Source organism: Planococcus citreus (assembly GCF_003664125.1).
In the GTDB taxonomy this organism is placed as follows: domain Bacteria; phylum Bacillota; class Bacilli; order Bacillales_A; family Planococcaceae; genus Planococcus; species Planococcus citreus.
This window is the reverse complement of record NZ_RCCP01000001.1, coordinates 698,330-723,250: the sequence shown is the minus strand read 5'-3', so window position 1 is coordinate 723,250 and position 24,921 is coordinate 698,330. Positions and strand designations below refer to the sequence as shown.

At 48.5% G+C, this 24,921-nt stretch carries 22 protein-coding genes; 16 read left to right on the top strand and 6 right to left on the bottom strand.

What is annotated here, in order from left to right; genetic code table 11:
• The first annotated feature begins 157 nt into the window (after positions 1 to 157).
• Both nagB and DFR62_RS03645 read left to right on the top strand, forming a co-directional pair.
• On the top strand, positions 158 to 991 hold the full coding sequence (gene nagB / locus DFR62_RS03650; RefSeq protein WP_121298105.1) for a glucosamine-6-phosphate deaminase: 834 nt from the start codon (positions 158 to 160) through the stop codon (positions 989 to 991).
• Between the two features lie 190 nt (positions 992 to 1,181).
• Complete coding sequence (locus DFR62_RS03645) at positions 1,182 to 1,730, top strand: DUF2179 domain-containing protein (protein ID WP_241663151.1); 549 nt, start codon at positions 1,182 to 1,184, stop codon at positions 1,728 to 1,730.
• Between the two features lie 188 nt (positions 1,731 to 1,918).
• Here DFR62_RS03645 and DFR62_RS03640 read toward each other — a convergent pair whose 3' ends face one another.
• Positions 1,919 to 2,524 carry a transposase gene (locus tag DFR62_RS03640; RefSeq protein WP_121298104.1) on the bottom strand — a complete coding sequence of 202 codons (606 nt, stop codon included), beginning with the start codon at positions 2,522 to 2,524 and terminating at the stop codon, positions 1,919 to 1,921.
• Between the two features lie 404 nt (positions 2,525 to 2,928).
• On the opposite strand from DFR62_RS03640, the gene DFR62_RS03635 reads away from it, so the two are divergent.
• The 4 genes from DFR62_RS03635 to DFR62_RS03620 all read left to right on the top strand — a co-directional run bounded on the left by DFR62_RS03635 (position 2,929) and on the right by DFR62_RS03620 (position 6,621).
• Positions 2,929 to 3,144 (top strand): YgaP family membrane protein, encoded by a 216-nt coding sequence (locus tag DFR62_RS03635; RefSeq protein WP_241663150.1) that lies wholly within the window; start codon positions 2,929 to 2,931, stop codon positions 3,142 to 3,144.
• A 232-nt stretch (positions 3,145 to 3,376) separates the two neighbouring features.
• On the top strand, positions 3,377 to 3,817 hold the full coding sequence (locus tag DFR62_RS03630) for a CopY/TcrY family copper transport repressor (RefSeq protein WP_121298103.1): 441 nt from the start codon (positions 3,377 to 3,379) through the stop codon (positions 3,815 to 3,817).
• 25 nt (positions 3,818 to 3,842) lie between these two features.
• Entirely contained in the window at positions 3,843 to 6,299 is a 2,457-nt protein-coding gene (locus DFR62_RS03625) for a heavy metal translocating P-type ATPase (RefSeq protein ID WP_121298102.1), read from the top strand.
• A gap of 49 nt (positions 6,300 to 6,348) precedes the next feature.
• Complete coding sequence (locus tag DFR62_RS03620) at positions 6,349 to 6,621, top strand: glutaredoxin family protein (protein WP_121298101.1); 273 nt, start codon at positions 6,349 to 6,351, stop codon at positions 6,619 to 6,621.
• 184 nt (positions 6,622 to 6,805) lie between these two features.
• Here the strand turns inward: DFR62_RS03620 and DFR62_RS03615 are convergent, their stop codons facing one another.
• The 4 genes from DFR62_RS03615 to garR form a co-directional block, all read right to left on the bottom strand.
• Entirely contained in the window at positions 6,806 to 8,149 is a 1,344-nt protein-coding gene (locus DFR62_RS03615; protein WP_121298100.1) for a GntP family permease, read from the bottom strand.
• A gap of 142 nt (positions 8,150 to 8,291) precedes the next feature.
• Complete coding sequence (locus DFR62_RS03610) at positions 8,292 to 9,128, bottom strand: class II fructose-bisphosphate aldolase (RefSeq protein WP_121298099.1); 837 nt, start codon at positions 9,126 to 9,128, stop codon at positions 8,292 to 8,294.
• 61 nt (positions 9,129 to 9,189) lie between these two features.
• On the bottom strand, positions 9,190 to 10,629 hold the full coding sequence (locus DFR62_RS03605; protein ID WP_121298098.1) for a four-carbon acid sugar kinase family protein: 1,440 nt from the start codon (positions 10,627 to 10,629) through the stop codon (positions 9,190 to 9,192).
• Between the two features lie 3 nt (positions 10,630 to 10,632).
• Positions 10,633 to 11,523 (bottom strand): 2-hydroxy-3-oxopropionate reductase, encoded by an 891-nt coding sequence (gene garR / locus DFR62_RS03600; RefSeq protein ID WP_121298097.1) that lies wholly within the window; start codon positions 11,521 to 11,523, stop codon positions 10,633 to 10,635.
• Between the two features lie 201 nt (positions 11,524 to 11,724).
• Here garR and DFR62_RS03595 point away from each other — a divergent pair, with 201 nt between their 5' ends.
• The 4 genes from DFR62_RS03595 (at position 11,725) to DFR62_RS03580 (ending at position 16,491) form a co-directional block, all read left to right on the top strand.
• Positions 11,725 to 12,342 (top strand): GntR family transcriptional regulator, encoded by a 618-nt coding sequence (locus DFR62_RS03595; protein ID WP_121298096.1) that lies wholly within the window; start codon positions 11,725 to 11,727, stop codon positions 12,340 to 12,342.
• 579 nt (positions 12,343 to 12,921) lie between these two features.
• Positions 12,922 to 13,893, top strand: coding sequence for a UDP-glucose 4-epimerase GalE (gene galE / locus DFR62_RS03590; protein ID WP_121298095.1), 972 nt, complete (start codon positions 12,922 to 12,924; stop codon positions 13,891 to 13,893).
• 834 nt (positions 13,894 to 14,727) lie between these two features.
• Entirely contained in the window at positions 14,728 to 15,378 is a 651-nt protein-coding gene (locus DFR62_RS03585) for a sugar transferase (RefSeq protein ID WP_175578538.1), read from the top strand.
• A gap of 24 nt (positions 15,379 to 15,402) precedes the next feature.
• On the top strand, positions 15,403 to 16,491 hold the full coding sequence (locus DFR62_RS03580; RefSeq protein WP_121298093.1) for a glycosyltransferase: 1,089 nt from the start codon (positions 15,403 to 15,405) through the stop codon (positions 16,489 to 16,491).
• Between the two features lie 74 nt (positions 16,492 to 16,565).
• Here the strand turns inward: DFR62_RS03580 and DFR62_RS03575 are convergent, their stop codons facing one another.
• A complete protein-coding gene (locus DFR62_RS03575; RefSeq protein WP_135449580.1) occupies positions 16,566 to 17,735 on the bottom strand; it encodes an O-antigen ligase family protein in 1,170 nt (389 codons plus the stop codon).
• A gap of 207 nt (positions 17,736 to 17,942) precedes the next feature.
• On the opposite strand from DFR62_RS03575, the gene DFR62_RS03570 reads away from it, so the two are divergent.
• From DFR62_RS03570 to galU, 6 genes are read left to right on the top strand one after another with little or no spacing between them, the layout of a single operon-like run.
• Positions 17,943 to 18,671 carry a YveK family protein gene (locus DFR62_RS03570; protein WP_158290839.1) on the top strand — a complete coding sequence of 243 codons (729 nt, stop codon included), beginning with the start codon at positions 17,943 to 17,945 and terminating at the stop codon, positions 18,669 to 18,671.
• 3 nt (positions 18,672 to 18,674) lie between these two features.
• A complete protein-coding gene (locus DFR62_RS03565; protein ID WP_121298090.1) occupies positions 18,675 to 19,349 on the top strand; it encodes a CpsD/CapB family tyrosine-protein kinase in 675 nt (224 codons plus the stop codon).
• 39 nt (positions 19,350 to 19,388) lie between these two features.
• Positions 19,389 to 21,488 (top strand): protein kinase family protein, encoded by a 2,100-nt coding sequence (locus DFR62_RS03560; protein ID WP_121298089.1) that lies wholly within the window; start codon positions 19,389 to 19,391, stop codon positions 21,486 to 21,488.
• Positions 21,489 to 21,509: 21 nt separating this feature from the next.
• Positions 21,510 to 22,976 carry an MOP flippase family protein gene (locus DFR62_RS03555; RefSeq protein ID WP_121298088.1) on the top strand — a complete coding sequence of 489 codons (1,467 nt, stop codon included), beginning with the start codon at positions 21,510 to 21,512 and terminating at the stop codon, positions 22,974 to 22,976.
• A gap of 32 nt (positions 22,977 to 23,008) precedes the next feature.
• The gene (locus DFR62_RS03550; protein ID WP_121298087.1) at positions 23,009 to 23,986 is read left to right on the top strand and encodes a glycosyltransferase family 2 protein; all 978 of its coding nucleotides are present in this window, start codon (positions 23,009 to 23,011) and stop codon (positions 23,984 to 23,986) included.
• A gap of 42 nt (positions 23,987 to 24,028) precedes the next feature.
• Complete coding sequence (gene galU, locus DFR62_RS03545) at positions 24,029 to 24,919, top strand: UTP--glucose-1-phosphate uridylyltransferase GalU (RefSeq protein ID WP_121298086.1); 891 nt, start codon at positions 24,029 to 24,031, stop codon at positions 24,917 to 24,919.
• The last annotated feature ends 2 nt before the right edge of the window (positions 24,920 to 24,921 follow it).

Genomic DNA, 24,921 nt, shown 5'->3' with positions numbered 1-24,921 from the left:
AAACAATAATCATGGCTGGATTTGAAGAGTGGAAGGCAGTGAATTCGTGGCGATATGCTGGGACTCCTTGAGTAGAGGCAAAAGTTCTTCTGTCTAGTGAGGGCATAGCTTTTGATGTGGCAGGGACATATGCTTAAGAAAGGAAAGAGAAGCTGTCATGAAGTTAATTAAAGTCGCAGACTATAACGAAATGAGCCGGATCGCAGCTGACTACGTCATCGATAAACTTCACCGAAATCCGCAAATCAAATTGGGGATGGCGACAGGCGACACGCCAAAAGGATTGTATCGGGAATTGATTTCCGACCATGTGATGAACGGCACTTCCTATAAACACGTCCAGACATTCAATCTAGACGAGTACATCGGATTGTCCGGACGCGATTACCAGAGCTACAGGTACTATATGGATACGCGGCTGTTCGACCATATCGATATCGATAAAAAGAATACGCACCTTCCAAAAGGTGATGCGGTGGATGAATTCGCAGAAGCTGAGGCGTACGAAAAGCTCATCCAAGACAGCGGCAAGGTGGATTTGCAGATTCTTGGCTTGGGCGGCAATGGCCATATCGGCTTTAATGAGCCCGGTACTCCATTCGATTCAACGACGCATGTCGTGGAATTGACGTTAGCTACAAGAACCGCGAATGCCAAGTTTTTCGGAAGTCTCGATTTGGTGCCGAACCGGGCGATCACGATGGGCATATCCACGATTATGGGAAGCGAAGAAATTTTACTGCTCGTCTCGGGTGCGGCAAAAAGCACAGCTTTAAGCCGTTTGGTGCTTAGGGAAATTGATGAAGGGTTTCCCGCGTCGATATTAAAGACGCATCAAAATGCTACTATCATTGCCGATGAAGCAGCTTTGCAGTACTTGGACAGTGTTGTGTTCGGTAGTGTCCCTGCGCACGACGCAATTCATGGGGGGAGAAATGCTGATATAGCGGGGTTTTGGTCGCTGGACGTCCCTGTGCAAGACACAATTTAAAAGCCTGGAAAGCGCTGCTTTCCAGGCTTTTTGTATGGGAAAAACTCATTTTCAGCCCTTGCCCAGACAGTACTTATGCCCATCGAATCAAAAAGAGACACATGTGTTTACTGCAATGCGTATCGGGAAAAAGTCATTAAGCTTTAAACGCATGCGAAAGCGTTCGCATGTGGGAAGGAGAGAAGATTTAGTGGAAATACATCCCTTATTATTGGTGCTGATCATTTTCAGTATCAGTTTAAGTTTTGTCACTTTGTCGACGATCCGCATGATTTTGATGGTAAAGGGTTATCAATATTCAGCGGCCGGCTTGTCGATTCTCGAAGTCATCATCAATATTTTGGGACTTGGTCTGGTCTTGGACAATTTAGCGAATGTACAAAATTTATTGGCGTACGCGCTTGGTTTTGCGGCCGGCATCATCGTCGGTTCGAAAATCGAAGACAAATTAAGCCTCGGCTATGTGACAGCGAATGTCATTTCGCAGGACAGCAGCGGGCGGCTGGCCATTCAATTGCGCGATAAAGGATATGGCGTTACGGATTGGGAGACAAACGGCTACGAAGGGAAGCGCAGTTCACTGCAGATCCTGATGCCGAAAAAACAGGAGCCTGAGCTTTACCGCATCGTGAAAGAGTTGGATCCCCACGCGTTCATCGTTGCTTATGATGCGAAAACGATCTACGGCGGTTTCTGGATCCGTGCGTTGAAAAAGCGGACGATTACGGTGAGTGATTAGATGTCCCTGTGTTGCACACAATTCACGGGACGGAATTCCTGGTATAGAAGTATTTCGCTTCGCGGCTGTCCCTGTGTTGCACACAATTCAATAGAAAACAAGAAGCCTCCATCCGCCCAAAAGACGGATGGAGGCTTTTATCATTTTTATGGCACATAGCGACTTTGACGAACACCTGCAGCCGTAAACTACATTTCCGGCGGGGCAAGTTCCTCCACATGCTTGTCTTCGTCCACTTGTTGCTTGTATTTCAGGCAGTACAAGCAATAGGCGGCGTTGGTTTGTGCGAAAGGCTCGGGCATTAACGTGGATAGGATGGAGCGGTCCAAAAACGGCGGAGCTTGCCGATCCTCGTTCCAATAGTACGGAAACGAGCTATACGGATAGTGGGCCAGGCGCTTGACCATAGGCGTGGATGTTTGGATGGGGTTGCGATGGATATAGCTGCTGACGACCAATAAGCCATACGGCGAAGCGACTTCCTTGGCGAAATATCGCTTTTGGTAGATGCGCCCGAGATGCCCGTAACGCTTGCTATAAGAATGGCTATAGCGGCGATTCACCAAGCTCATGATTTTGCTGAGCGAATCTTGCTCCGGTTTAATTAAAATATGATAGTGGTTGGACATGAAGCACCAAGCGAGAATCGTGAATGGATAATGCTGATGGACATGCAAGAATGCCCGCTTCAATTCAAGCATATCTTCTTTTGTGTTGAAAATGGACTGCCGGTTATTGCCGCGCATAATGACGTGATAATAGGAATCCGGGTTGAAATTGCGTCTTCTCGTCATGTGAGGCCACCGCCCGATTGGGGGACGTTGACAAATGGAGTTAGGTAACTGTTTTCTTGTGGAGGAGAATTAAAAGTGGTGGTTGAAGAGCTTTCGTGGGGCGCTGAATCTGTGTAAGAGGAAATGGAGAAAATGCTTATAAAAATCCCTTCTTTCTATAGAGGATATATTCACGTTTAGTATAATCGACGGGTGAAAAATAGTATATAGAATTTTGTGTGGCACGAAGGTTTCTGTGAAATTGTGTGTAACACAGGGACAGACGGCCACTGAAATGCCGATATACCAAGGATTTCGCCCGTCAAATTGTACGGAGCACAGGGAGCCCCAGTGAAGAGATTTGTTTAGACATATGAATATAGGGAATTTTTAAACTGATTATAATCTCAAGAGGAGGCGCTACCGTGAAGAAAAATATCGGCACGTATAACTCGATGTTCCGCATCGCCGGCGGCTTGACACTGCTTGCGTATGCGACGGCGAAAATGGCGCGCGAAGGCACGTCCGCTGTACAGCTCGGCGTGGCATTTGCCGGCGCGCAGAAAGTCGGGGAAGGCATAACCTATTATTGCCCTGTGGCAGATGCATTGAATTTAGAAGGTTCGAAGTTTTTGAAGTAAGAGAGACCGTCTCCGGCGACAGCTGGGGGCGTTTTTTTGTGCTTGCAGAATTGTGTCTAACACAGGGACAATCCAACAGCGAAATGCCTATACACCAAGGGATGCGCCCGTCGAATTGTGCGCAACACAGGGAACCGAGCAGGAACCGAGCTAGATGGGTTGACTAAAAACGATTACAGTTGTAAACTAAGGTCAATCGATTACAAACGTAAACGAAATGGAGGCATGCAAAATGGCAGTTGAAGAGAAAGTGGAGATGACCACGTCAGAGCGGGAGATCATGCGCGTGGTTTGGACGCTTGGCGAGGCGACGAGTAAAGATATCATCGATGTGCTGGAGGCGAAAAAGGAGTGGAAGCCGGCGACGGCCAAGACGTTTATTGGCCGCTTGGTGAAGAAGGGCTTTTTGCTCGCGGAGCCGGAAGGCAATAAATACATTTATTCGGCTGCGATCAGTGAAGAGGATAGCGTGAAAACGGCGGCGCACCGGCTGTTCGATCAGATCTGCCATAAGCAGGCGGGCAAGACGATCGCGGATATGCTGTCAGAGGCGCCACTTAGCCATCAGGATGTTGAATTAATTCAGCAAGTACTCAATGACAAAAAGAAACACGCGGTCGATGAAGTGGCATGCAATTGCGTGCCGGGCCAGTGCAAGTGCAGCACGCATTGATTTTAAAATAGAGAGGTGAAACGCAATGGAGAAATTATTGACGATCGAAGGGATGACGTGTGCCTCGTGCGCACAGTCCGTCGAGAAATCCGCCGGCAAACTATCCGGTGTGGAAGAAGCGAGCGTCAATCTCGCGACCGAGAAACTGAAAGTCCGCTTTGATGAACAAGCGGTTTCAATAGAAGAGATTTACGAAGCGGTGGAACAGGCCGGCTATAAAGCGCTGGCCCCTGCCGAAACGAAAACCTTCACGATCGAAGGGATGACCTGTGCATCCTGTGTGCAATCGGTCGAGAAAGCGACGAGAAAGCTCGACGGCGTCGCAGAATCGAACGTCAATATGGCGACTGAGAAAATGGTCATCCGCTTTGACCCGCAACAAATCACAGTGAATGATATCAAAGCTGCAGTTGCGGATGCTGGTTACACAGCAGTTGAAGATGTCGACGGCGAATCAACTGCTGATCAGGGCCGCGAGAAAAAGCAGCAGCACATCCACTCGATGTGGCGGCGCTTCTGGATGTCCGGGGCATTGACGATTCCGCTATTGTTGATTTCGATGGGGCATATGATCGGCATGCCGCTGCCAGCAGTGGTCGACCCGATACTCAATCCGGTGAACTTCGTGCTGGTGCAGCTCGTATTGACCATACCGGTAATGGTTTTCGGGAAAAACTTCTTCACGGTCGGTTTCAAAACTTTATTCAAAGGCCATCCGAATATGGATTCGCTGATTGCGCTTGGAACCAGTGCGGCTTTCATTTACAGCGTCATCGCGACCGTTTTCGTCTTGATGGGCAATACAGGGTACACGACGAATCTTTATTATGAATCAGCCGCTGTCATTTTGACATTGATTACTTTAGGAAAATATTTTGAAGCGCTGTCGAAAGGAAAAACGTCCGAAGCGATCAAGAAATTGATGGGCATGGCACCGAAGACTGCGGTCGTCGTGCGTGGTGGCGTGGAGACGGAAATTCCCGTCGACGCTGTGGAAACGGGCGATATCGTCATCGTCAAGCCCGGCGAGAAACTGCCGGTCGACGGCGTCGTTATAGAAGGTGCGACTGCGATCGATGAATCAATGCTGACGGGCGAAAGCATGCCGGTCGAAAAAGCTGCCGGCGACCGCGTCATCGGGGCGAGCATCAACAAGAACGGCGCGATCCGCTACGAAGCGACCAAAGTCGGCAAAGACACGGCGTTGGCACAGATCATCAAATTGGTCGAAGACGCACAAGGATCCAAAGCGCCGATTGCCAAAATGGCCGACATCATTTCCGGCTATTTCGTGCCGATCGTCATCGCCATCTCGATTCTTTCGGGTTTGGCTTGGTATATCGGTGGGCAGTCAGGCTTGTTCGCCTTCACGATCGCCATTTCCATCTTGGTCATTGCGTGCCCTTGTGCGCTCGGGCTTGCGACGCCGACAGCCATTATGGTCGGCACCGGCAAAGGCGCAGAACACGGAGTCTTGATTAAAAGCGGTGGCGCACTTGAGACGACGCACGCCATCGATACGATCGTTTTCGATAAAACCGGGACGATCACGGAGGGGAAATTGACCGTGACCGATGTGTTGATTGCACAAGACGGTTTGACAGAAGACGAATTGCTGAGCCTCGCCGCATCGGCTGAAAAAGGTTCGGAACATCCGCTCGGCGAAGCGATCGTCAAAAGCGCGGAGCAGCGACAACTGGCGCTAAAACCGGTCGAGCGTTTCAACGCAATCCCTGGCCACGGCATTGAAGTGTTCATTGAAGGAACAGAAGTCCGTCTCGGCAACCGCAAACTGATGGACGATTCCGGAATTGCGCTCGTCGAATTTGCAGCAGCGTCCGACCGCATCGCGAATCAAGGGAAGACGCCGATGTTCGTCGCTGTGGACGGTGAATTTGCAGGCATCATCGCTGTATCCGATACGGTGAAGCCATCGAGCGTCCATGCGATCCGCAAGCTTCAGGACATGGGAATCAAAGTAGTGATGCTGACAGGCGACAATAAATTGACCGCCGCTGCAATCGCCAAGCAAGTCGGCATCGACGAAGTATTGAGCGAAGTCTTGCCGGAAGAAAAAGCGAACGAAGTGAAGAAACTGCAGGCACAAGGCAATAAAGTGGCGATGGCCGGCGACGGCATCAACGACGCTCCGGCGCTCGCACAAGCCGATATCGGCATCGCGATCGGCTCAGGAACGGACGTTGCCATGGAATCGGCTGACATCGTCTTGATGCGCAGCGATTTGATGGACGTGCCGACCGCGATCCAATTGAGCAAATCAACCATCAGAAACATCAAGCAAAACCTGTTCTGGGCATTCGCCTACAACGTACTCGGCATCCCGATCGCGATGGGCATCCTGTACTTGTTCGGCGGACCGCTGTTGAACCCGATGATCGCGGCTGCGGCGATGAGCTTCAGTTCCGTATCGGTACTGCTCAACGCCTTGCGCTTAAAAAACTTCAAACCAGCTGCGGTTTGATGGGTGAGTTGAGTGGATAATAGTAGAAAATGAAAGGAGTTTGATGGAAATGGATAACAAAACGGAATTGGTGCTCTATACGCGCCCGACTTGCTCAGATTGCCAGGACGCGAAAGCTTATCTGGCAGAGCATAACATCCCGTACGAGCATAAAGACGTTGGCGCGGACCCGTCGCTCGAACAAGACATGAAGAACATATCTGGCGCCAAGATCGTGCCGGTATTCGCCTTCTATAAAAAGGGATTGTTCGGCAAGAAGCTGACGCATCATTTCATCGGCTTCGAACGGAACCGCCAGGAGATAGTGGACTTGTTGTTGTAGATTTTGTCCCTGTGTTGGACACAATTCACAGAGGCAGAATGTTGTCGCACCGGGATTTTGCTTGTCGCTTGTCCCTCGCTTGTCCCTGTGTTCAACACAATTCGATTGCTTCAAGCCATATCTTTACAAAAAAAAGCCGCTTCCATCAAAAATGGAAGCGGCTTTTTTGTATATGTTTTATTCCTTACAGCCCAGGCAAGATTCCTGAGAACAAGTTCAGGATAAAGACGGTAATCAAGGCGGTGACACCGGCGATGAAACCGCCACCGGTCCAGGCGAGAAGCGTTTGGGGAACAGTGAGTTTCCCGAAGCGGTTGACGACCCAGAAGCCGGAGTCGTTGGGCAAGGACAGGCCGATTCCGCCGGCACAGATGGCAAGACCCAAAAGGATCGGGGAGACGCCGAGTTCAGTGACCATTGGCCCGAGAATGCTCGAAGTGGTGACGAGCGCGACAGTTGCCGAGCCGAGTGAAGCGCGCAGGATCTGTGAAAAGATGAACGCGAGCAAGAGTACCGGAATGCTCCAGCTTTGCATCGTGGAGATCAAATGGTCGCCGATGCCGCTGTTGTTAATGACGGCACCGAACGCACCGCCAGCTCCTGTGATCAGTATGATAATCCCGGCAGAGTTGATGGCTTCGCTATACAAGCGGTTGTTCGGGATGGAAATATAAGGGCGCAAGAAGATAATCGCTGCGAACACACTGATCAAGAGGGCAACGTTTTTCTCACCGACGAATCCAAAAAAGCTGGAAACAGAAGTTTCAGGCACCAAAAGTTGGGACACCGTATTTGCCAAGATCAAGACGATCGGCAATGCGAGCATGAAGAAACTCAAGGCCGTGCTGATTTCTTTTTTCGGCAAGTCTTCTTTTTCCACGATGATTTCCTCGATTTCGCCGGAATGCTTGACGCGTTTTCCGATGAACATGCCGTAAAGATAACCGCCGACCAATGTCGCTGGAATGGCGACGATGATGCCGTAGATGATGAACAGGCCAAGTTCAGCGCCGGTGTTTTCCGCAACGACAAGCGGGCCGGGTGTCGGGGCGATCATATTGTGCGACACGATCAAGCCGACACCGAGAGCCGTGACGAAGCTGACGACCGAAATGCCCGTTTTGCTGGAAAGCGAACGGATCAAGCCGCTCAAAATGACGAACGCAGCGTCGAAGAATACCGGAATCGAAACGGCGGTACCGGTCAAGGCGAGGCCTGCCGGCGAGCGTTGGATGCCGAACACTTTCAAGACGGCTTGTGCGATTTTCTCGACCGCGCCGGACGCTCCGAGGAATTGGCCGAAGATGACGCCAAGGCCGATGAGGATCCCGACGCCTGCAAGCGTGTTGCCGAAGCCGGTCGTGACGGTCGATGCGACGTCTTGCAGCGGCATGCCGATTGCGAGCGCAGTGAGCACGGCGATGGTAATCAAGGCGAGAAAGGGCTCGATTTTTAATTTAAGAATGGCAAAAAACAAAGCGGCGAGCGACAGAACAAAAATCACAATCAACAAATTTCCTGTAACCATGTGAACATCTCCCTTATCGGTAAAGTTTGGTGGGGCAGCTTATAGCTTAGAAGCCAGTGGCGCTGGCTAGATATGCCTTAATTTTTTAATGAATGCAAAAATTTCCCTCAATAATAAAGCTTGTTATTCGCAATAAGGTCCATCAAGCATCCGGATTTTTCAACAGACGGACAAACCGCGCCATGACCGGCGTGATGGCTTGCTGCATGCCGGCCATCATATCGGACAGATGCATCGGCTGATCGGCTGCTTGCTTCAAATACTTTGTCGCAGCGAGCGACACTTCCGTATTTACGTTGACTTTGCAAATGCCTTTGGCGACCGCTTGTTGCATCGTGTCGTCCGGGGTGCCGGAACCGCCGTGGAGCACGAGCGGGACGCCGACCGCTTGGCGGATGTCGTCGAGTAGCCCGAGCTTGATGTCCGGTTCGCCGGTATACATGCCGTGGACGGTGCCGATCGACGCTGCGAGGAAATCGACGCCGGTTTGGTCGACGAATTCTTTAGCGGACGCGGGGTCCGTCAAGGCACCGGTGCCTTCTTCTTCATCGGAGAACGCGCCGCGGGCAGTGGAGCCGATTTCCGCTTCGACGCTGACGCCTGCCTGGTGTGCGAGTTCGACGATTTCTTTCGTGTAGGCGATGTTTTGCGGGAGCTCATGTTTCGAGCCGTCGTACATGACGGACGTGAAGCCGCAAGCAATCGCGCGGATGATGGATTCTTTTTCGTACGCGTGGTCGAGATGCAAGGACACCGGGACGGACGCTTTTTCCGCCAAAGTTTTCGTGAGTGCCGCAAAGCCTTCGACGTCGACAGTTCCGAAATAACGTTCGCCGAGCGCGATGATGACAGGCTGGTTTTCTTGTTCTGCTGACTGGATTGCAGCCTGCAAAGTTTCGAGGCTGTAGACATTGAACGCCGCAACCGCGTAGTGTCCGGCTTGTGCCGCTTGTAACATTTCTTTTGTTTGGATAAACATTCACACACCGCCTTTTATTGTATTCGCTTACATGGATTGCAAGCGGCAAATGCCACCCGCCTTATCCGTGAAGGATTTCTGCTACATCTTTCAAGCTAGTTTTCGAGCCGACATTGCCCGGAAAAATCACGTAAGCCATCCCTGGGAATTTGCTTTCGCTGCCCGTCAGCCATACCGGAATGCCCGGTTGGATCTGGCCGGCGACAGTGGCGCGCTGGACGCTTAGGCCATTGGTGCCGATGTCGCTTGAGGTGATGCCGCCTTTTGCGATAATGAAGCTCGGGCGCACGTGGAGGTTTTTGACGATGCTCGTCACAGCATCCGAAATCTTCACCGAGAGCTTCAATTCTTCTTCTTGCTGGTTGTCGCCGAGGTCGAGCCGTTCGCGTTTCGTGTAGACAGCGACGGTCTGGCCCTCACAAATCAAGCGCTCGCTCGTGTCGATGACGCGGTTGATTTCCGCTTCGAATTGTTCAGGGTGCAAGACGAGATGGACGTCGAACTCGATAAATTCGATAAAATCGCACGTCTTCAATACTTCGAATTGCTCGGTGGTCTTTTTCACGTGAGAGCCGATCATGATGAGCCCGCCGTTGTCGCTCGGTTCAGTGATCAGTTCTTCTTTCGTCAGCAAGGCTTTGTCGCTGATGCCGCCGATGATTTTCGTCAAGGCCGCTGCGCTGCGGAACATAAACTGCTTGCCGGCGTTCATCGCGCGGATCAAGGCGATGACGACGACTTTGGCATCTACGTACTGTACGGCGTTGACGATCACTTTATTGAAATCCGTAACAGTCATCAGCTGGTCGACGAGATGATCGATGCGCAATGCGCGGATGTCTTCGAGCGACAGATAGACCGCGTCTTGTGCTTTGAAGGCACCATTTGACTTTTCTTCTGCCCATTCGCCGAGATGCGATGCCGTATAGCCGAACGTGCGGTCTTTCGCGAATTCGGTTTCACCGGCCGGCACCAACTGCTCGCCGTCCTGGACGTAATGGATGTTATTGATGGTCAAGCGGCCGCCTTCTTGGAAGAACGGCATGATGACTTCGCCGTCGAATGAACGATCGGATTCGGATTCGACCGTGTTTTTCAGCACTTCGGTTTCGAGTGGGTAATGGCCGCGCAAGGTCGAGTCGCCGCGGCTGATGATGATGAAGTCTTTATCGTGCTTCGCGGCGGTTTCTTGGATAACGCGCGCGATGTCTTCATGCGCTTGTTTTGTTTCCGCTGCCGTAAAGCCTCTGGAATTGGTGAGGATGAAGAACATCGACTGCTGTTCCTTAAATCCAGCGTCGATGCTTTCTGCTGTCCAGTCGGTGTAGACTGAAACGCTGTGGACGGTTTGCACGCCGGTCGGATCGTCGTCGAGCACGATGATTTTTTTATTGAAATCAAGCAGCTCTTGCTCAAGCATTGCGTCTACTTTTGCGGCGTCCGGAACTGCCGGTAATGAAGCAAGCACGTCGTGTGCGTTTAGAATTTCAGAATGAGCCATCCGTTACACCTTCCTTACTTCGACATTCGCTAACTTTTCATAGTATTGGACGATTCCGCCGTGGTCGTCGGCTGCTTTGCCGTCGACTTTCAAGGCGTGGAAAATCTCCACTAGTTGGCTCGAAAGCGGAAGCGGCACGCCGATTTCGTGTGCGGTCTCCATCACGTTCGTCATGTCTTTCAAATTAATGTCGATGCGTCCGCCTGCTACGAAATTACGGTCGAGGATCAACGGCACTTTAGCATCGAGCACTGCGCTGCCGGCTAAGCCGCCGCGGATCGCTTGATACATTTTCTCCACATCGATGCCGGCTTTCGCTGCAAGTACGAGCGCTTCGGACATCGCCGCAATGTTCAAGTTGACGATAATCTGGTTCGCGAGTTTAGCGGTGACGCCGCTGCCGTTATCACCGACAAGGACGATATCGGAGCCGACGCATTCGAAGACATCTTTGACGGATTCGAAAACGCTTTCTTTTCCGCCCGCCATAATCGCCAAGGTGCCATCGATGGCTTTCGGCTCTCCGCCGCTAACAGGTGCATCAATCATGTCGACGCCTCGCTTCGCTGCTTCGTTGGCAATTTCAACCGAAGCGACAGGGGAGATCGAGCTCATATCAATGATGACCGTTCCTGGTGTGGCGTTCGTCAAAATGCCGTTGTCGTCGAGGACGACTTGTTTCACGTGATGGGACGCTGGAAGCATCGTGATGACGACATCACAGGTTGCACCCATTTCTGCAGGGGTGGCGAATTGTGCGCCGGCTCTGATAAGTGTGTCGACAGCCTCTGTGTTGAGGTCATTGACCGACACTTGGTAGCCTGCTTTCAGTAAATTCAATGACATCGGCTTGCCCATAATGCCGAGCCCGATAAATCCTATGGTTTTGTTCATTGATGATTGCTCCCTTCAAATTCACAAAGCTGCCATGTAAAATAGCGCTTTCATTTTGGTATTAATCAATATAGTACACATTATTGTTCATTTTGTATACAAAATATTTTAAAATGTATACAAAAAAATAGTGGCTTTTAAATTTTTCCAATAGAACTTATACTTTGTAAGGAGAAATAAATTAGCCAGGAGTCGATTAGCATGACCAAAAAAGCCACACAGCTTGCGTATATCCAAGCTTACGAATATATCCGGGACCGGATCCTGAACGGTGAACTCGAGCGCGGCACGAAATTGGTGGAGGAGCGGCTCGCCGAAGAGATGGGCATCAGCCGGACGCCGGTACGCGATTCCATCCGCAAGCTCGAGCAAGAAGGGCTCATCAAAGACAAACGCGTCGTCAACCCGAGTGACAGCGATTTGCGCGACGTCTTCCAAGTGCGCACCTTGCTCGAAGGCTTCGCCGTGCGCCACTGTGCGATGTACATGGGCGAAGGCGATCTCGACAAACTTAGAAACTGCGTCGAAGTCGGCCGTACCGGCACGATGGAACAAGTCATGGCGGCGAACAAGGAATTCCACGAAATCATTGTCGGCGCCACGAACAACCCCGTCATGATCGACATCTTCGAACGCATGCAGTCGATCATCTACCTGTTCCGCAAGACGGTCGTCTACCACAAACGTCCGCTCTTGATCGACGAACATCAAGACATCTACGAAGCTATCGCTGCTCATGACGCAGACGAAGCGGAGCGGCTCATGAAAGCGCATCTGCAGCTGGACCTGGAGTTCTGCTTGAACCGGATGAAAGGGTAGGGCTGGTTCGTTCTTCTGTCCCTGTGTTAGACACAATTCAAGGAGGAAGAATACTTTCGCACTGGGAATTCGCTTTCTGCTTGTCCCTGTGTCAGACACAATTCATCAGAAAAAAGCATCCAGCCGCCTTCATGGCAGCTGGATGCTTTTTTAAATTGTGTGTTACGCAGTCACATATGCCGTTGAAAACTACATTTCCAGCGCTTCGAATTTCATATCTTCTTCATCTTTCTGCCGATACTTCAAGCAGTATTGGCAATAGGGGGCGTTGGTTTTGTGTGAGGATGATTCATTAACGTGGAGAGAAAGTGGCGGTCTAAAAAAGGCGGGGCGTGCAGTCTTCGTCCCAATAATACGGAAATGAGCTATGCGGTATTTTGCGCAATACAGAAGGAACGAAATGGCCGATGAACTTTCAGCTTTTATAAAAATAGTTGGTCGCCAAGGAGGTCTTCAGTTGAATGTAAGAGAAGCTCTTAATAATCGACTGAAACTTTCAATGTGCATGGTCCTGATTTTAGACAGCCTATTGAAGTAAATCTACGGAAGGCCTTAAATTCAAAGAAGGATGGTGAAAGGATGAAAATACTTGTCTGCGGTGGCGCTGGATATATCGGCAGCCATACCGTCAAAGAATTGATAGGGAATCATGAAGTCGTCGTATTGGATAATTTAACAACAGGGAATTCTTTTTTATTGGATAGCGAAGTGATTTTTGAAGAGGGGAATTTAGGTGATGGGGCGATTTTGGATAAGATCTTTACGGAACATGCCATCGATGCGGTATTTCACTTTGCGGCCAATAGCTTGGTTGGGGAATCGGTCCGAGATCCACTGAAATATTACGGCAATAACGTAGGGGCCACAATCGTTCTATTACAGAAAATGATTGAGCATGGCGTGGATAAATTCATTTTTTCTTCCACAGCTGCGACATATGGAATTCCCGATTCAAAGATCATTACGGAGGAAATGCCAAGCACTCCCATCAATCCTTATGGAAGATCCAAACGGATGGTGGAAGAGATATTGGCTGATATTTCGCGGGCACATCAGTTCAAGTATGTCGTTTTGCGCTACTTCAACGCTGCAGGGGCCCATGCGTCCGGCGAAATTGGAGAAAGCCACGATCCTGAGACGCATTTGATCCCGATCATACTTCAGCACTTATTGGGGCAGCGGGAGAACATAGCGGTGTTCGGGACGGATTACGATACGCCGGACGGCACTTGCATCCGTGATTATATCCATGTGACGGACTTAGCGAAAGCTCATATTTTAGCTTATGAAGCTCTGCGGAAAGGTTCCATAAGCAATGAAGTATTCAATTTGGGGAATGGGACAGGCCATTCAGTAAAAGAAGTTATCGGGGTTTGCGAAAAAGTGGCTGGCAAGTCGGCAAGGGTGGAGTACGGGGAACGGAGAGAAGGTGATCCCGCTATCTTGGTTGCATCTTCCGGTAAAATCGGCCGTTTGCTTGGGTGGAAACCTGATTACGGGTTAGAGGAAATCATCGAGAGCGCTTGGATATGGCATAAAGGCCGAATTTAATCGGAAACTGAAAAGCTGTTTTCGGCAATTTATCGCTTGTATAAATAGTTGAAGGAAAAAAGCATCGCTAAAAGGATCGAAATGTAAAAAGGATGAATATTTTTATGCGGTTATTTTGAATTAAAAAGGTATTTTACACATTGGTTTTCATAATGGCGAAGTTCCAGCTGAATGGTGCATAAAAATAAAAAGCTTGGTTAATCCTGGGTATTCCTAGGATTAGCCAAGTTTTTCTTATTTTTAGAATATAACTTTACTAAACAGGCTAGCAATAAAAATGACCGTTTATGCATCCATTTACCCAAAAAATTAACGCAATTAAAGCTGTAGAGGAAGAAAGCGGGAAGGAAACTAGGGCGAAGGAGAGCGTGGAAATTATATGAATTAAACAATAAGGAAGTTTAATGCGGAAAACTGTCGAGGAACATTTAGGTTATAAAAAGCAGGTAGAATGTCAGTTATTTATTTATTTGTAAATTATATTGTAATTGAATCTTATATGAGAAAAATTAATGTGACTATAGTATTGTGTATTTTTTAAAAATTAAAAAAATTAATGATGACTTAGGTTAAAAGTCATGATAAGATTAACGAAAATTTAACAAAATCTTTACTTTGTTTACAAAAGTCATGGTTTTTATTTGGTTCTCCTTCTTGGCCTTGGTGAATTACAATCATCAATCTTTGGGTAATCGGCGAAGTCCCTGTCCTGGTTGATTGACCTTTCTTGTTGGAATTGAACGGCTGTTGAATCTTTTCGGCAGCTTGCCCTATGGCCAATGTAAAAAGGAGGAGAGTCCTATGAGAGTAAAAGAAAGCAGGTTGCTTTTGGATATGCCTGCCGCAAGCCCAAGTTTTCCTGAAGTGAGCGTCGCCTATTTGTTCATCAAAAGGTCGCTTGATGTCATAGGGGCATTGGTTGGGATTTTCCTGATGCTTTTCATCATGGCCTTTTGTTCATTCTTCTATGTAGTGGGTCCGAATAAGGGTGCGGTTTTGTTCAAACAGAAGCGCATTGGCCGGAACGGGGAACCTTTTGCGATTTATAAATTCAGGTCGATGGTCAACAATGCAGAGGAAATGTTGAAAAAAGATGAACTTTTGTACAAGAAATATGTCGCCAATGGCTATAAGATCACGGCAGAGGAAGATCCGAGGATCACGTCTTTCGGCAAGTTCATCAGGAAGACCAGTTTGGATGAATTCCCCCAGTTCCTTAATGTGCTGAAAGGGGACATGAGCCTTGTGGGCCCGCGTCCGCTGGTCCAGGCGGAATTAGACGAATATCGCGAACAGAAAGATTTGCTGCTGTCGGCAAAGCCGGGAATGACCGGTTACTGGCAGGTTTGCGGCAGGAGTGACGTTCATTATCCGGAGCGGGTGGACATTGAGCTGTATTATGTGAAACATCAATGTCTCTTGCTAGACCTTGAAATCCTGTGCAAGACCGTTGTGCAAGTTCTGCATAGAAAAGGCGCTTACTGAGCGGGTTTCGGAAGGGGCGGGATCATGAAAAAGGTGTTGTTGATCGGAGAATCTTATAGCGGCGGAGTCAAGACATATATCGACACCATTATGGAGAATAGCGAAGGCATCCCAAGGGTGCGCGTGTTTGCGATGGTCAGTTCCGTGCGCCTCGATTCCGGGGAAAGCCAAGGGGAAGGGTATTTTATAGAAGATAATCTGTCCTTCGGGAAATCGCCTTGGAAATTAATAAAAGCTGTGAAGGCAACTCACGGAATCGTCAGAAGCGAAGCCATCGATGTCATCCATGCCAACAGCACATTCGCCGGCATGCTGATGTACGTCTATTCCTTTTACAATCCTAAGCTTTCTTTTCTTTACACTCCCCATGGCTATTATTCATTCAAGAAGATGGGAAGGGCGAAGAAATATGCTGTGCAGTTGATCGAGAAGCGCATCAATAAAGTGGCGGACCAGGTGATTCACGTGTCGCCGCGTGAAGAGCGGGAAGCGCTCAGCGAAAAGCTGGTCGACCAGGATAAGTCGGTGGTGATTTTAAATGGCGTAAAGCCACCGGATAGGATGCCGGGCCGAGAAACGCAAGGTATTTTTACGGTTGTTAACCTAGCAAGAGTCGACGACCAGAAAAATCCGTTCGATTTCATTGACATTGCCAGGGAAGTGGCGGGCATTTCACGAGATATCCAGTTTATATGGGCGGGAAGCGGAGAACACCTGGAGGAAGCGAGGGGGCGTGTGAGAAAATACGGCTTGGAAGAGCAAGTGAAGTTTATCGGCTTTACTGCCGACAAAGACCGGATTCTTCGGCATGCTGATCTGTATCTCTCTACTTCCCATTACGAAGGGCTGCCTTTTGCGGCAGTGGAAGCCATGTCCTATAAACTGCCTTTATTGCTGACGGATGTCATCGGCCATACGGATTTAATGGATGGCAGCAATGGATTGCTGTTCAAAGGTAAGGGAGATCCAGCGCTTTATGATTTCATCGCCCAACTTCTCGGCGACAAGGAAATTTGGCAATCCTTGTCGGCTGGATCCTATCGTGTATTCAGCGAGCGTTTCAACACACACCAAATGATGAAGCGCTTATCGGAAGTATATGGCGTGCTTTAAATGGGCAGAACCAAAAATGGACAGGCTGCGCGGGCCTGTCCATTCGAAGTATTGCTTTTAAATGAAAAACTATTTTATTTTTTGGGCAACGGGAACGCCCAAGGAAGTGCATAAATAAACCAGAAATGGCGCCAATGCAAAGTGTCTACCACGATGCCGTTGAACAGTAAGCCGACAGCGGAAGCGAAAATGACGATGGATAGAGGGCTTTTCGTAACCAAGACAATCCTTAAGGACCGGTATAAGGTCGTCAACAGGAATCCGGTATAGCCAATAAAGCCGACAAGGCCATTTTCCGATAATACCCGCAAGAAAGAATTATGGGTGGCATAGCCGATCGTTTCCTCGTATTGCCCTGGCCCGATGCCCAATGGATTGGATGCCCCGACCCCGACCGCTGTAGCCTGGTTGCTGAAGCGGTCATCGTCGTAGTATTGGTATTCAAAACGTTCATAGAACATCTCGTTCACCAGGGGGATGCTCAACACATAATTGAAAATGCCGAATAGCAATACTAAGGTCAATAAAAATTTCCCTATGACTTTCATGGATGGCTCCAATAAGAAACGCAGGCCTGTATAGAGAAAAAGGGATAGCACCATATTACCCCAGGCAGCCCTGGAGAAGCTGAGGAAGATGCCGAAAATTAAAATCGCCAATATGGCTGGCCAAATCACCTTCTGTTTTCCTTTAGGCTGTTCGATTAACGAGTAAGCGTAAAGGGCGATGGGAATGAGGAATGGGCCGAACACATTCGGATCTTTGAATAAGCCTTTGACGCGGCTGAACTTCATAAGAATTTCTTGCCAAGGAATAATGCCGAAAAACGTGAGGATGCCGATGGCCGCTGAAAACACGGCGGCCAATGTATAGCCATAGAATAGGATTTTTACCGCCTTTTGGCCATACATCTCAATGATGCCGATATAGAGGAACCAAGACAGGATCAGATAGAAAGTGATGGCGAAATCCCGCACCCCGAGCAAAGTGTGAGGAAGTTCGAACATCGAAATGAGGCTCGCGACTACAAATAAATAAAGAAAAAGAAGAGCCGGGGTTAGATTGGCATATGAGAATCTGAGCCGCTGAAACAGGATTCCTGCCACGAGCAAAAATATAAGGCCAAAGTCTACAGGTGCAGGTTCAATCAAGACGATGGAACTGCTGGCCATGATCAGGAAAACGAGCCATAAATAAAAAGAAGAAGCCTGCTTTTGGGGCATCAAAGTGTCGGGATTGCGCATCTCCATCAACCTTTCTTGAAAAAGAGTAGGAGTCATTTTTTAACACAACGGTTCATGTAATATTAAAATATCTGAAAATTAAAAAATTTATATTTAAAAAATATCATAAATATGTATAATAGGCTATAAAAAATAAATAAATATAAATTTATTCTTTTTAACTAAATCTTTTAACCCATTAAAATGATACGGAATGGAGTGGTAGGGATGAAGGGGGAAATGGACGCTCGCCAAATTTTCGGGATAGGGAAACGTTTTATTGGCTTGATTCTGTTGATGGCATTTGCAGGGGCTGTAGTGGCTGGAGTGATTTCTTATTTCTTTATGACCCCGCTGTACCAAAGTACGACGCAATTGCTGGTCAGCAGGGAAGCCGGAGAGACACAGGAATTGACCGAGCAGAACATCAAGGCGGATCTGCAGCTAGTCAACACGTATAGCAGTTTGATCAAAAGCACAGCAGTTTTAGGGAAGGTCAGTGAGCAATTGCCATTTACGGCTCCTGAAGAAGAATTGAGATCGCAGATTAAAGTGGATTCTGCTGAAGACTCCCAGCTGATTGACATTACCGTAATAGATTCCAGCCAAAAAAATGCGGTAGAAATTGCAAATGCGACAGCGACGATTTTCCAGCAAGAAGTAAAAACCCTTATGAACAGCAATAATGTGAAGATTCTCTCGCCGGCGGTCGTCAATGACGATGCGATTCCAGTATCACCTGAGCCGATATTCAATATCATCGTCGGATTGGCAGTAGGATTTATGTTTGGGATCGGTGCTGCATTCCTGCTCGCTTATTTGGACACTTCCATAAAGGACGAAGAAGATGTCCGGAATCTTCTTGGCGTGCCTGTACTGGCAAACATTCCCCCCATTGACGGCGTCAAAGAAGAACTCGCTTCAGCAAAAGTGGGACTGCAGGAAAAGGAGGCTTAGCCCATGATGATTAAAAGGAAAAACAGGATAGATAATGAATTGGTCGTTGCCACAACGCCCCACTCGCATATTTCCGAAGAATTCAGGAGGTTGCGCACTAATCTGAATTTATCTTCTGTTCCTGGTGAATTTCGTTCGCTTCTTGTTGCATCCTCGGCAGAAGGGGAAGGGAGATCGATGGTCGCTGCGAATCTTGCAGTTGTTTACGCTCAGCAAGGGAAAAAAGTGCTCTTGGTCGACGGGGATTTGAGAAACCCGACAGCGAATGAAAGCTTTGGATTAAAAAACAAGGCAGGTTTATCAACTATATTGGAGGGCCGAATGGGCATGGAAGCGGCAATCCAAAAAAACGCTTTTGAAAACCTTGATTTGCTTTCTTCCGGTCCCGTTCCGTCGAATCCTTCCGAATTATTGAGTTCGGATACGATGGCACAGCTGATGGACAGGATGGCGAAAACTTATGGCATTGTCATTTTTGATTCTCCCCCCCTCTTGAAAGCCGTCGATGCCCAGATCATTGCAAACAAATGTGATGGAAGCATTCTGGTCATCCATTCCGGGGCAACCGATAGAAAACAAGTACTGAAAGCACAAGAAATCCTTGCTTCGTCAGGTTCTCAGCTGATTGGCGTCATCTTGAATAATTTTAAGCCTGTGCCGGCGAAAAGCTTTGGATAAAAATGAATTTGCGGATTTCGCGTGGGGGAGGGTGGAGGAATGGAACAACAGGCAACTTTAAGCAGCTATATAGCAGACGCTTTCCAAGGAAGGGCCGATCTCCGGATTTTGCATTTCAATGCGAAAGATTTGGTGTTGAAAGAAGAGCTGTCACAACGTGGGTTTTCGAATTTTTTAGGGATTGCTATGAATAAGCCAGTACCGGGCCTTTACTGGCATGAGTCGAAAAAGGCAGCACATAAAAACAATGCGGAACTCCTATTCTTGGATGGTGCCGATTTCGAAACTTTGGTCAATGCTTTTCGCTCACGGGCAGAGTGGATCATTTATCGGCCCAATCAATGGTTCAACAAGTTCACTTTTCGGCCGCTCCTCGCTATGCTTCAATACAAAAACAGGCGCTGGGATTTCAGTTTTGAGAACTTCGAAATGGCCGGCCGGGGCATGCAGCGGGTGATTGTTTTTAAACGGAGGCATATCAAGAAAGAGGCAGCCCGCCATTACCTTTCACCGGACATTCGCCCGGATGACTTCTTTGGGCGGTTGAACAAGGAAGAAGTGCCTTATGTTGTGTTGCGTTGGCATGAGGAAATCCCGTTTACGGACATCGATGAAGACATCGATTTACTGGTTTCCGATGAAGCCATTGGCAAAGTGCACGCAATCCTGGATGAGCGAATAGGGATTGTACCATTCGACGTGTATAGTGAAAGCGGCTTGACGGGAAGCGGTTATCGAGAAATGGCTTATTACCGGCCGCATCTTGCGCGGGAAATTGTCTTGAGCAGAGAGCTTTGGAACAGCCGCTTTTACATTCCGGATTGCAGGCATCGCTTTCTCAGCCTGATGTATCACGCAGTCTACCATAAAGGCGAGGAATCTGGTCTTCCCATTTTTGAAGGGGGCAGAGGCAAGCGGCAAACCGAACACGATTATCCCCGTATTCTTAAGGAAATGGCAAAAGAGAACGGAGTTGTAGAACTGGCCATGAACTTGACCGATTGCCACCGCTTTTTGAAACAGCAAGGCTGGTCACCGGCAACTGATACCATCCGTAAGCTCAGTCAAGGAAACGGCCATTGGCTCGAATCGATTGTCCAGGCCGATGAAATGAATTTCGAGAAAAATGGTGAATTGATGGTTTTTGTCATCCGCGAATGGGCGAGTGAAAAAGGCTTGAACGGCTATATCGCGGATTGGTTCGAAAACGCCGGATTGAATGTCGTGAAATTGATCGAGCTGGAAGGAGAAGAGCGAAAAAAAGCAGCGCAAAACCTGCGGGGCGGCAATTGGGGCAAGGGGCCGTGGCCTGTCAGTGGAGGCGAACCGGCCGCTTTATTGATTGTCTACGATTACCACCCTAAAGCGTTGAAGGCAAAGGAGCGAAAGAAATATCCTTACGTTTCCAATGAGCATTATCTATTGAAGGAAAAATTGCGGAAAGAGATCAACTCGAATTTGTGCAAAGAGCAACAGGCGAATGCGCTCCACAGTTCGGACGATGAAATTGAAGCATTGGAGTATATCCATTCCGTCGTGCCTCAGGTATTCCAGGAAGTGGAAGAAACCATCCGGAACTGGGATGAAAAGTACCGGACGAAAGAAAAAGTGATCAAGGACATTTCAGAGAATAAACGGCGGGCTAAAGTGGAAATCATCGACTTCAATGGCGTTAAAGCCGTTAAAAAAACCTATAAAGCCGGAAAAGAACGGTTCTTGAATCGCGAGAAGTATGTTTACGGTGAGCTAAGCAATGAACGGGAATTCATCCCGAAGCTTTTGGACAGTGGGGATAATTATATCATCATCCCCTATTTCGAGACTGTGAGATTCTCGAACAATGAACGGGCAAAGAACAAAATGCTGAAAAAACATTATAAGGAAGAAATCTACGGTATCAGCGACTTTTTCTATCATAAAGGATGTGCGTTAATTGATTTTCATCCGGGCAATCTATTGATCACGCGTGAAGGGCTGAAAGTGATCGATTTTGAATTCCTCTATCATTACGACCAATTACCCGAAAGTAGCCTGAAAACATTCGACCTGCTTGGCTTCCCGGTTGATTTTGAGGGAGATAAACCTTATGGCATCAAGGGCGCACACCGGAAAAAAGTGTGGAAAAAAATCTTAAATTAATCGCGATCTGAGGTCAGGCTTATGGCATCCTTGAAAACGAAAGCTGTGGACAGCGTTAAGATTACCGGAGCGACTATGGCAATTGTGGGCATCCTCCAATTAATCCAATTGGTGGTGCTCGGGCGAGTGCTGGGGGCAGCGGTGTTTGGAGCCATCGCGGTCATACAGATCGTCATTCAATTTGCCCAAATGTACATGGATATGGGTATCACGGACGCCATTATTCAAAAAGAAAAAATCAGCAAGAAAGAATTGTCCAGCCTGTATTGGTTTTCGATCGGCCTGGGGACTGTCCTTTTCCTGCTCATGGCACTGGCAGCGCCTGTAATCGCCACTTTGTTTGACCAGCCCGAACTGGAGGGCTATATCCGCGTGATCGGCATCAGTTTTGCCATCATTCCATTTGGCGCCCAGTTCCAGACCATTGCTACCAAAAGCTTGGACTTCAAGGACATCGGCAAGTATGAAATCCTGTCGAATCTCGCGGGGACCCTTGTGACATTGACTCTGGCCATCTTTTTCAGCTTGGGGGCGTGGTCATTGGTATACGGATTTATCACCATGTCGGTTTTCAAGACTGTGCCATGGGCCATACACGGCTTCCGCGACAGCGGGACCCGCCCGCACTGGGAGTTCGCTTGGGGAGACATTCAGGAATTGATTAATTTCGGCATGTATCGCTTGGCAGCAAATACGGCCAATTTCTTCAACACTAAAATCGACCAGATTGTCGTCGGCATCATGCTCGGCCCCCAAATCCTCGGTTATTACAGCATGGCGATGAATATTGTCATGCAGCCAATCCAACGCCTCAATCCGATGATTACCAAAGTGTCGTTCCCGGTTTTCTCCAAGATCCAGAAAGATCGATTGCGTTTGAGAAAAGCTTATTTGTTCATCATCAAGCTGATCATGGCGTTGAATGCGCCTTTATACGGAGGGCTCATTGTGTTGGCGCCTTATGTCATCCCGATGCTTTTGGGGGACGGCTGGGGCGAGGCGATACCGGTTGTCCAAATCCTTTCGCTTTACGCTTTGTTCAGGGCGCTAGGCAATCCGAGCGGCAGCTTGTTCGTCGCCGTCGGCAAGGTCAAATGGAGTTTCTATTGGCAATTGTCGCTGTTGTTCGTGGTACCGCTAGTCGCTTATCTTTCCAGCTTGAGCGGCAGTATCGTTCTGGTGGCATCGGCGATGGCGCTGTTGCGGTTCGTTTTGTTTTTCATCAATTACTGGCTCCGGATTCGCTGGATTATCGGGCCTGCTATCGCTCCTTTACTGAAAGCTATTTTCATCCCGCTTGGCTATTCTGCTGTCATGGCGACGGTTTTGGTGGTGATCATTGCGTCCATTTCAGGAATTGCGGATGGAAGGATGATCGTCACGGGCACGTTGGCGGGGGCATTTGTATACGGAGGATTGATGCTGTTGTTTGAACGTAAATTGCTTCAGGAAGTGAAAGGCATGTTCATCAAAAAAGCAGAGATTTGAGAAGCAATCTTGAAGTGAGGGAGTGTTGCCTAATGAAGGATGTCCAAGAGAAAGTCAGCATTGTTATCCCGACCTACAACCGCGCCGAACTGCTGAAAGAAGCAGTCAAAAGTCTCCAGAATCAAACCTATGGAAACATCGAAATAATCATCGTGGACGATTGCTCAGTTGATGGGACAGAGGAAACCGTGAAAAGCATTGGGGATAGCCGCATCACTTACCTCAAACATGAAGTGAACAAAGGCGGAGGTGAAGCCAGGAACACAGGCATTCGCCACGCATCAGGTGAATACATCGGATTTTTGGATTCCGATGACCAATGGGAGCCCGATAAATTGGCGAAGCAGATGGCAGTGTTCCAAAAGCAGACGGATGTCGGCGTAGTCTATACAGGGATGAAAGTCTATCAAGGCGATTATTTAGTGAAAGAGGTAATTCCGAAATATCAAGGGGGTCTATTGAGCAAACTGATCGAATCCAATTGCATTTATACCACTTCTTCTATCTTAGTGAAAAGACCCCTGTTGAAAGAGGCGGGTGGATTCGATTCGTCGCTTCCCAGCTGCCAGGATTGGGACCTCTATATCCGTTTAGCACAGATTACCCGCTTCGGTTTTGTGGAAGATTCCTCGGTGCTATATTATCTTCACCCTGGTGAACGAATTTCCACGAACGTCGATTCGGTGATTCGCGGCCACATGCAGATCTACCACAATTACAAAGAATTAGCGAAAGAGCAGGGAAAAGACACTTTCCAGAAATTCAGCATTAAAATCGCTAAGACGATTTTCAGGGTCGGCATGATTAAACAAGACAAAGACACCATCAATCTGGCGCGCCGCATTTTAGTCGATGGCTTAGCCAGGACAGAATCGACCGGCAAAAACCTGATGTTATATGGCACGACGTTCATGAACCGGAGAGTCTTGCTGTTCATGTACAGGCAATTCGAGAAAATCAATAGCGGAAATTATCCGGTGCCAGGAAAACGGAAGCTGATCTTTAAATGAGCATGGGGCCTTATGCGGCCAAGCAATGGAGGAGGAATAGACATGAACAAGAAAGTAACGAAAGCGATCATTCCCGCTGCGGGTTTAGGGACGCGTTTTCTGCCATTGACCAAGGCCATGCCGAAAGAGATGCTGCCAATCGGGGAAAAGCCGACGATTCAATACATTGTCGAGGAAGCGGTCCGGTCGGGGATTGAAGACATCATCATCGTGACCGGGAAAGGAAAGCGCGCGATTGAAGATCATTTCGATACGAACTTCGAACTCGAAGATAATCTGATCAAAAAAGGCAAAATCGAATTATTGGAAAAAGTGCAGAGCTGCTCCAAGATTGAACTTCATTATATCCGCCAGAAAGAACCGAAAGGGCTTGGGCATGCCGTTTGGACCGCCCGGAAATTCATAGGGAATGAACCTTTCGCTGTCCTGCTGGGGGATGATATCGTGCAATCGGAAAAACCATGCCTAAAGCAATTGATCGATAAATACGATGAAAAACAGGCGTCGATCATTGGGGTGCAGACGGTGCCCGAAAGCGAAACGCATCGCTACGGCATCATAGATCCTGAACGCAAGAGTGGGCGTTGCTATGATGTCCGGAATTTCATCGAGAAGCCGGTGCCCGGCACCGCCCCTTCCAACCTGGCAATTATGGGCCGGTACATTTTAACGCCGGAGATTTTCCGCTTCCTGGAGGAGCAGGAAATTGGCGCAGGCGGGGAAGTGCAGCTAACCGATGCTATCCAAAAACTCAACCAGATCCAGGATGTCTTTGCCTATGATTTTGAAGGGAAGCGATACGATGTCGGGGAGATGATGGGCTTTCTCCGTACGACTTTTGAGTTTGCCCTGGATAACCCGGCGTTGGGCGATGAAGTTCAGGAGATGATGATTGAATTGTTAAGGATGCGGGCAATGACAAAAACAAGCTAGGC